An 8,317-nucleotide genomic window follows, 5' to 3' on the forward strand; every position below is an offset into this window, starting at 1 on the left:
AGGTGTTAAAAACTTTCAGATACCCCCCTTATTAAGGGTAGATCCCCCCGCCTATCGGCACCCCCCTTATCAAAGGGGGGATTAAGGGGGGATCCCCCCTTATCAAGGGGGGCAGGGGGGATCAAACCCCCCTTATCAAGGGGGGCAAAAGGCAAAAGGGAGAATAAATAATCGGTTTTTAATAACCAGATTTGGTATTATATATCTTTTTCTGCAAGATTGATAAAATTACAGAATTAATTAAGGTAAAAAGTATCTTTTTTAGCCGATTAAACGGTCAATTAAGCATTAAGATATACTTGAAAATTTTTATTAAAACTCAAAAATTATGACTGAAAATATCCCCACTATTGTGGTCATGCACGGCGACCAAACTGGAGAAGAACTATTACTAGAAGCCCTGAGAGTATTGCAACCCTCGATAATTCGTCAACCGCTTAACTTTGCCGATTTTGATCTTAGTTTAGCCCAGCGTCGCCAGAGTAACAATCAAGTGGTTCACGAGGCCGCCGAAGCGACTCTAAAAACCGGATTAGCTCTCAAAGCTGCCACCATCACCCCAGAAATTAAAGGAGATGTGGGCAGTCCTAACGCTATTTTAAGAGAAGCAATGAATTCTCAGGTAATTCTCCGCATCGGTCGCCGTATCCCCGGTATTCGTCCGATTGGGGGCGTTTATTCTCCCATTGCCATTGTCCGCATGGCCGTTGACGATGCCTACGGGGCCAAAGAATGGCGAGAAACCACTGCCACCGGCGATGAAATTGCCTATCGCACCTCGCGCATTTCTAGGGCTACCAGTCGCGCTGTGGCCGAGTTTACCTTTCAACAGGCCAAAAAAACCGGGGCGCGGGTATTTGGTGGCCCAAAATTCACCGTTAGTGCCACCTACGAAGGGATGTTTAAAGAGGAATTAGACGCGGCGGCCCAAAGACATCCGGAAGTGCGTTATCAACCCCTGTTAATTGATGCAACTTTTGCCCTACTTTTACAAACCGACGGCGAAGCTTTGGTGATTCCAGCACTTAATCGCGATGGCGATTTATTATCTGATTTTGTCTTGCAACTCTATGGCAGTATTGCCGGGGCCGAAAGTTTAGTTTTGGGATTTGATGAGGAGACCTTAGCGGTTAAAACCATTATGGCAGAAGCTCCCCACGGCACGGCCCCAGCTTTAGAGGGCAAAAATATCGCTAATCCCATGGCGATGATTTTAGCCTCGGCAGCTTTGTTAGGTTATATCGAAACTAGCGAGGCGCGTAAAGCTTCCAGGGCAATTTATGAAAGTGTCTTTGAAACTATTCACGAGGGCAAAAAAACCCCCGATTTAGGGGGCCAAATGACCATGAGTGAGTTTACCGATGAGGTGATTCGTCGCGTGGTCAGTAAGTTAGAAGTTTGGTCTGCTTTGGGGTAAACGAACTCATCTGATTGCTCTCTTAAAGGAGTTTGAAGAAAGGGTAATCCCAAAAAATAAGAATTGTTGCAAAGGCCTTGCTTTTGTTTGTTTTGCGGAAAAATAAAAGCTACCTTTGAAGTGTACAATGGAGTCCCTTTACAGGATTAGGATAAGAACAATGAAACTACAAACTTTGACAAAAACTCTGACTATTGCTCTGATTGGTGTAGGAGCTGCCTTGACCTTACAATCACCGAGCCAAGCTCAAACCAGATTCGAGTGTCTTGTGCCAGTGACGGGTCCCTATATAGGAATTCCGACAACTTTTGTCCAATCCGGCCCTAATGAATACAGAGCGGTGATTCGTTGGTCTTCTGATTATTTTAGTGGTTCCGGTTACACTCCCATGCGACGGTGTGAAGAAGTAACTGGAAGATTCAATAGCCTGAACTCTCGACCAGGCGGAATTGGTAATATTAACACGGGCTATCTGAATGGTGAACCAGTCATCTATGTCTCCAGTAGTGGGCGAGAACGGGCTAATAGTGCTAACCTATTATTTACCCTCAAGAGAGGAGATGATGCGAGGCAAAAACTTGCGCAGTTATTTGGCCTCCGGCAAGGAGCCAGCAGCAGTCCTTTGTTTGAAAGCTCATCGGATTCTGCCACTATCGATTTCAGCAAATTCCTAGAAAGCGTTCCCGTGGAAACAAATCCCGCTACGGGTTCGTCCTCTTCTCCGGCGCCGGGGACTTCCCCCGAACAGTCGCCCCAAAAACCATCAGGCGGTTCTGCTTGGTAAACTTTTCTAGTTCTATAGATAAGGTAGGTTGGGTTGACGCAAGGAAACCCAACGCCCGCTGTTTGGTAAACTTTTATAGTTCTATAGATAGGAGCATAGTGATCAAGTGAGTCGGCCTATAAAAAGAATTTTGGCTGGTGCGGGCAGTTTATTATTGGGACTGTCCACACCTTTGCTTGCTGTCCAAAGCTATGCTCCTGCTCTGGAACCTAACCAGGCCAATGCCTATAGCTCTCAACAACTTTCACAACAACAGCTGCTTCAGTTAGCTAGAGCAATTACCGTTAAGGTGTTATCAGAGCAAGGCTGGGGTTCGGGCATTTTAGTTGAAAAGCAGGGTGCTTCCTACAAAGTTCTCACGAATGACCATGTTTTAGGGCGGGATCGCTCTCGGGGTTGGCAAATACAAACCCCTGACGGCAAGATACATCGGGGTCAGTTGGTCAGAACAATTCGCTTGAATAATTATGATTTAGGCTTAATTTCTTTTCGCAGTAGCCAAGTTTATTCTATTGCTGATTTGGCTAATGTCGATGATCTCACTATCGGAGATGAAGTTTTCGCCGCCGGCTATCCCTTTGATTTTACCTTCACCGTTGGTAAAGTGTCGCTTTTGAGTGATAAATCCTTTTCGGGGGGCTACCAAATCGGCTATACCAATAAGATTAAAAATGGCATGAGTGGCGGACCGCTGCTGAATCGGCAAGGTAAAGTTATTGGTATTAACGGCATTCATGCTTATCCCCTCTGGGGTAAATCCTACGTTTTTGCTGATGGAACGGTGACTTCACCGGCACTGTGGGAACAAATGAGTCGATTAAGTTGGGCGATTCCTATTGGGACTTTTTTACAATCGGGGTCATCTTCTGTATCTGCTTCCAGTCGGCAACGGCCCGCAGTGTCACCCCCACCGCTTCCCACCCATAGAGAACCCACTTTCTGGGAAGATTTTCCTTCTCCATCCTCGTCAACCCCAAGAGAAAAGAATCCCGCTCCCACACCACTCTGGTAAATTCCACTCAACTGTATTTTTAAACCAGAATGAGCAACAATTTCTTGAAAATTTCCGCCGCCCTAGTTAGTATAGCGGTGTTTGTGGTTTCTCCTCAGATTGCTAAGGCATCAACAACTGAGGAGATAGAAAAAATTGCTGAAAAGATTACCGTTTTAATCCCCTCAGAAGAAGAGGGGGCGAATGGGAAAATTACTTCTAATGGCTCCGGATCGATTATTGCCAAAGAAGGAAGAGTTTATACTGTTCTTACTGCTAGTCATGTAATCTGTAAAGATGCTAGAGATGCCTGCAAGTTCTATTACGATCAACTAAAAATTATTACCTGGGATGGCAAGCAATATCCGCTCGATTACAATAGCATCAAAAAATTACCAGGAGTAGATCTAGCTCTCGTGCAGTTTCAGAGCGACCAAAATTATCAATTGGCGACCTTGGGTAACTATCAAGTAGCTGACGAACAATTTATTTTTGCTTCTGGATGGCCCGACCCGAAATTTATCGGCAAGCGGAAACGATTGTTCAATCTGGGGAAAGTGCTACCCAAGGACATTACACCCTTGCTGAAAATATTTCCTCCGGAGTTGGGGTATGAGATAGTTTATACCAGTGTCACCTATGGGGGCATGAGTGGCGGTCCAGTGTTAGATATAAATGGACGAGTCATCGCGGTTCACGGACAAAATGAAGCCGAAAAAATCGAAAAGGTTCCCGTGCCAATTGGCTTTAGTCTCGCTATTCCCATCACTACTTTTTTGAAATTAGCACCCCAGTCTGGCATTCAAGGGCAGATAAATGTCGAAAATTCGCCCCCCAATACCTTATCTTTGCAAGAAATTGGTGATGAATTATACAGGGCTTTTGAAGTTCCCAATAATAACGATACTAATCCCCTAAACTGGCTTAATCAAGGCAATAAAATGTGGCGGTTAGGACAATTAGCCCTCGCCTATGCCGCCTATGAAAAAGCCTTGCAACTCGATGCTCAACTCTATCAAGCTTGGTACGGGAAAGGTCTGGTCTTGACCTACTGGAAACGCCCCCAAGAGGCGCTGGCCGCCTACGAACAAGCTCTCAAAATTAATCCTAACTCCGATACCGCCAAAAAACTGCGCGACAAGCTCCAAGAATCTTTAGGGGGAAGAAATACCCCTCCTGTAACTCCCTCACAGCCAACCACCGCGCCCACCGTGGAGCCTTCACCACAGCCCTCTAATCCAAGGAGACTATGGTGAAGTCAGTCCCGATGAAAAAATTTTCACCCCCACAGATGAAAGAGGTTTCCTTCCCTACACCCCACACCCCACACCCCACACCCTCTTTCAAGTCAGTAGGGAAAACGCGGTTAGCTAATAGTCGGTTGGACCAATTTAGCTAAGGATGCTTGAATTGCTCGTAGTTCTGCGGGGGGATTGCGGAGAAACTCTTCGTTACTGGCTAAAATCATCGCATTATAGGCCAGCACCGCCGCCAGCAATTTAGCTGGCACTACCTTGTCATCCCTGGTCAGTTTCTCTAAGCTGGCCAATAAGTCTTGAATAACATTTAATGGCGGTGCGCCGGGGGCTGAGTAAAGAGCGGCGGTGACAGCATTGATATTATTACCCGCCTGTGCATCCCCTGTTAAGATGCTCAGTAGCAATTGCTGAATGGCTGGGGGAATCGGGATACCTGTGGGGGAGGTTAAATTATTATCAGCTAACTGAATATTCAGAGAAGCCGCCGCCTGATTAACAGCGATTTGAGCCGGTTCTCCCCCCTGAAATCCCGTTACCGTCGTGGTGGTGGGGAAAGTTTGACCAGCAAAATCCCCAGTGGAAAGAATTGGCCCAGTGGCATCGGACTGGTTGCCGGTTTGCGCCATACCGGGAGAGACTAGGGCATTGGTCAGCAAAACCGCCGCCACTAGGGAAACTTGCCAATTAGTCAACCATTTCATCAACATGGTCTTTATCCTCATTCAAAAAACTAAATTAGACAATCTAAAAACCGACTAACGGGGGAAAAAGTAATTGTAGCCGATACTCATGACGAAGCGAGCGCCGTCCCCGGCATTGCCCGTTAAATCAGCACCGGCAAGGTTAACCGTCAAGGGGACTTTCGGGAAAGGAATCAGAGAAATACCTGCGTTTAAATCTTGACCCGACCATTCGACAATGGCCGAGACTGGTTCAACAATTCGTAAACCAGCACTAGCAAAGACACCCAGCGAGTTTACCCCATCTTCGATGGCTCCTTCCGAGCGAAAACGACCACCACCAACACCCAAAGAGAGCGTCAATTGACTAAAGGGTTCTTCCGTTGTTTCTGTGAACTGAAAAAATTTGCTCACCACCCCGTAGATACTGCTACCGGCATCTGTCTCACCCCAGCGAATGGCGTTTTCAAATCCTAGGGCCACAGCAAAACCTTCTGGCAGAGAACGGTGAATTTTAAAGCTAAAACTACCCCGTCCGGCGTTATCACCAAAAAGGCTCAAAATCGCCAGAGTTACATCCAAACCGACAATTTTCTGGGGTTCTCCTAAACCGACCCCTAGGGCTAACCCACCATCTGCTTGATTGGTAAAACGGGTTCTCGACTGGAAACCGAAACCACCGAAAATCTGCCCAAAATTCGCTCCAAAACCGATGGGAGTAGAAATACTGGCACTAGGGGCAACCACAAATTCCGCCAGTTTCACAGAAAGGGTTCGCGGTTCCTCAATCAGGAAATCTTGACGTAAACGCTGCAATTCGGGGGAAATATTGGGATCAACGGGGGTAGATGCCTGTGCTTGCCATTTTTCGACTTCTGGCGAGTTATTAACTCCTACTGGTAAAAGCTGACTCGCTTGCGTTGTCCCTAGATTCGCCTTCCATTCTTCTAGGGTTGAAATTGTCCTGGTCTTTTCTGTTGCTAAAGTATCGAGGGAAGATTTCCCTAGTTTATTTTCTAAGGATGAGGGCAGATTACTATCGGCTAATCCCTCTGTTGTCGAGAAGGAATTGGTTGTCAGAACTCTTTCTGTCCTCTCTAATTCTACGGGGGAATTAATGATAATTTTTTCCTGGGATACCCGAATAGAAGCAGCGTCAATGTCTAAGGGGGAAGGAAGGGCCTTCACCCCATCGCAAAGTATGGCCGTCCCCAAACAGGAGGCAATGAAAATTCCCCCAGAAAATATCTGTCTCATTTGGCTGTTTCTTTTGGCTTTTTTTAACAACACTTCCAGCTTTCCTCACAGACGAAGTTAATTTGCAAAAATTGTAACTGATTTATGCTTAGATAGCAAGTCATCAAAGTTGTCCGTTAAGTACCTAGGCAAAATTAATTACACATATCTAACCCCCCCTTTGCCTCTTGCCTCTTGCCTTTCTTCACTAAGAAATTTATTTTGCACGACTACTTATCAATCATGGAATCCCCCGGCTCTCCTCGACTTTGTATGATAGGGCGTTGGGTTTCATGCTTCCACCGTTCGGCTGAGCTCACGGCCGAAGCCCAATCTACGTTCATCTTATATTTAATTCCACCCACCCACTTAGCAAGTTATTAAACCTGTTCGTTATCAATCATGGAATCCCCTAGTGCGCCTAAATGAAGTGTAAAAAATTTACCACCTCTATTCTTGGCTTCGATGGTTGTGCTGCGTCTCTGTTCACGAATCAAATAGGCGGATTATATTGCTAGAACTAAAAAAAGCGGGTTGAACCCCGCTTGTAATCAAAAACTAAGCCAACTTAAAGGCATCTCGCCAACACCAGCGCAACAGGGTAAAAGCTATCAAACCTTTAACCACTTCTAGACACCAGTAACCAATCTGCAAAGACATCATTTCTCCCGACATTCCCGACGCGGCAACGGGAGCCAGTAAACCCATAGCACTCAGATTGGGAGTGAGAAAATAGGTGTAAATTAGGGTGATTACTAAGAGAACACCAGCGAATAGAAGCGATCGATGTTCGGGGAGATGGATTAAGGTATGATAGCGGTGGAAGACAACAAAGCTACACAGCACAATCGCCGCACAAACTAATTCCAGATGGTTAAAAATGCCAAATAGCAAGTAACCAGCACTGGCAAAGCCATTTTGTGTCATCATGCCAGCTACGGATAAGCTGGGGAGAATGATTAAATCGATGACGAAACTGGCACTTAACCAGAAACCGAGAACAACCATCGCTAAGGTTGTCCAATTAAACCAAGACCAATAACGCTCAACAAAAGTTTTCATTAGGCTTGCTCCTCCTTGCCTTTATAATTTAATTGTAAAGAGCGTTCGCCAAAATTATGGCCAGTTTTTTGGTAATTCTTAGCAATTCTTATCAATTCTGAGGAGAGCAACCAAACAATACCGCTCTTAAGTAGGTGGGTGGAATTAAATATAAGATGAACGTAGGTTGGGTTGAAGCATGAAACCCAACGCCCCGATGGGTTACGCTACCGCTAACCCATCCTACAAATAATTGTGCCTCCCTACTTATCTCTAGATTTGGCTACCCGCTCGGGGCGGAATTGTAAAGATTTATCAACAAGTGTTTATAAAAACCTTTAAATATTGACCAAGCTAACGATTCTAGACTTACCCTAAAACAATAACTGACTATCTACGGGTTTACTGTTATGGATAAGGATTTTCGTAACTATCGCATGGTTTGCACCCTCACCTTCGGAGATATTTACGGACAAATAATCGTCTGGTTAATCGTTATTTTTCTTACTCTGGCTTCCACTCTAGCTCTTTGGAGTAGCACTAGACAAATTTTCGCCCTCGCTACCGTGGGGTTAGTCGTCGTCCTCTCTTTGCCTTTTTTACTCTTTGCTTTCGTTACTACCCTCCTTAATCATATTGAATTCGTTCCCATCGAAACGGAAACCAACATTCGTCGTGGTCCTGTACCCGGAGTTAGCGGCAGCCGTGTACCCGCAGCTGGCTAAATCCGACCAAATCCCCAATAAATAGGGCTTGCTGAAAAAGTTTTTCCTGGGGGCAGGGTGTGGGGTGTGGGGTGTGGGGTGTGGGGTTTTATCGATTTTCAGGTGGTCAACTACCTAATTTTCAGGGAAAAAGTCCCGGAATTTTCCCCCCAATCACTCCAATGGTCGGCACTTTTTGAGGTCA

General features: G+C 45.7%; 9 protein-coding genes. 6 read left to right on the forward strand and 3 right to left on the reverse strand.

Features of this window, described 5'->3' with window-relative positions; translation table 11 throughout:
- Nucleotides 1-328: 328 nt before the first annotated feature.
- The 5 genes from PX482_RS11255 (at nt 329) to PX482_RS11275 (ending at nt 4,591) form a co-directional block, all read left to right on the forward strand.
- A complete protein-coding gene (locus PX482_RS11255; protein ID WP_002774283.1) occupies nt 329-1,417 on the forward strand; it encodes an isocitrate/isopropylmalate family dehydrogenase in 1,089 nt (362 codons plus the stop codon).
- Between the two features lie 160 nt (nt 1,418-1,577).
- Nucleotides 1,578-2,201: a COP23 domain-containing protein gene (locus PX482_RS11260; RefSeq protein WP_149107194.1), complete on the forward strand. Its 624-nt coding sequence runs from the start codon at nt 1,578-1,580 to the stop codon at nt 2,199-2,201.
- 106 nt (nt 2,202-2,307) lie between these two features.
- Nucleotides 2,308-3,213, forward strand: a complete 906-nt coding sequence (locus PX482_RS11265) for a S1 family peptidase (RefSeq protein WP_288095447.1) — start codon at nt 2,308-2,310, stop codon at nt 3,211-3,213.
- Between the two features lie 29 nt (nt 3,214-3,242).
- A complete protein-coding gene (locus PX482_RS11270; RefSeq protein WP_288095448.1) occupies nt 3,243-4,448 on the forward strand; it encodes a tetratricopeptide repeat-containing S1 family peptidase in 1,206 nt (401 codons plus the stop codon).
- 11 nt (nt 4,449-4,459) lie between these two features.
- The gene (locus PX482_RS11275) at nt 4,460-4,591 is read left to right on the forward strand and encodes a hypothetical protein (protein ID WP_288095450.1); all 132 of its coding nucleotides are present in this window, start codon (nt 4,460-4,462) and stop codon (nt 4,589-4,591) included.
- Here PX482_RS11275 and PX482_RS11280 read toward each other — a convergent pair.
- From PX482_RS11280 to PX482_RS11290, 3 genes are all read right to left on the reverse strand, one after another.
- Nucleotides 4,559-5,158: a hypothetical protein gene (locus tag PX482_RS11280; protein WP_002758941.1), complete on the reverse strand. Its 600-nt coding sequence runs from the start codon at nt 5,156-5,158 to the stop codon at nt 4,559-4,561. The genes PX482_RS11275 and PX482_RS11280 overlap by 33 nt on opposite strands.
- Before the next feature lie 48 nt (nt 5,159-5,206).
- The gene (locus PX482_RS11285; RefSeq protein ID WP_002758943.1) at nt 5,207-6,421 is read right to left on the reverse strand and encodes a hypothetical protein; all 1,215 of its coding nucleotides are present in this window, start codon (nt 6,419-6,421) and stop codon (nt 5,207-5,209) included.
- Nucleotides 6,422-6,925: 504 nt separating this feature from the next.
- The gene (locus PX482_RS11290; protein WP_002758944.1) at nt 6,926-7,429 is read right to left on the reverse strand and encodes a hypothetical protein; all 504 of its coding nucleotides are present in this window, start codon (nt 7,427-7,429) and stop codon (nt 6,926-6,928) included.
- Between the two features lie 389 nt (nt 7,430-7,818).
- Between PX482_RS11290 and PX482_RS11295 the strand changes: the two genes are divergently transcribed.
- Complete coding sequence (locus PX482_RS11295) at nt 7,819-8,133, forward strand: hypothetical protein (protein WP_002758945.1); 315 nt, start codon at nt 7,819-7,821, stop codon at nt 8,131-8,133.
- The last annotated feature ends 184 nt before the right edge of the window (nt 8,134-8,317 follow it).

This window comes from Microcystis sp. M53602_WE12 (assembly GCF_030065455.1).
Taxonomy (GTDB): domain Bacteria; phylum Cyanobacteriota; class Cyanobacteriia; order Cyanobacteriales; family Microcystaceae; genus Microcystis; species Microcystis aeruginosa.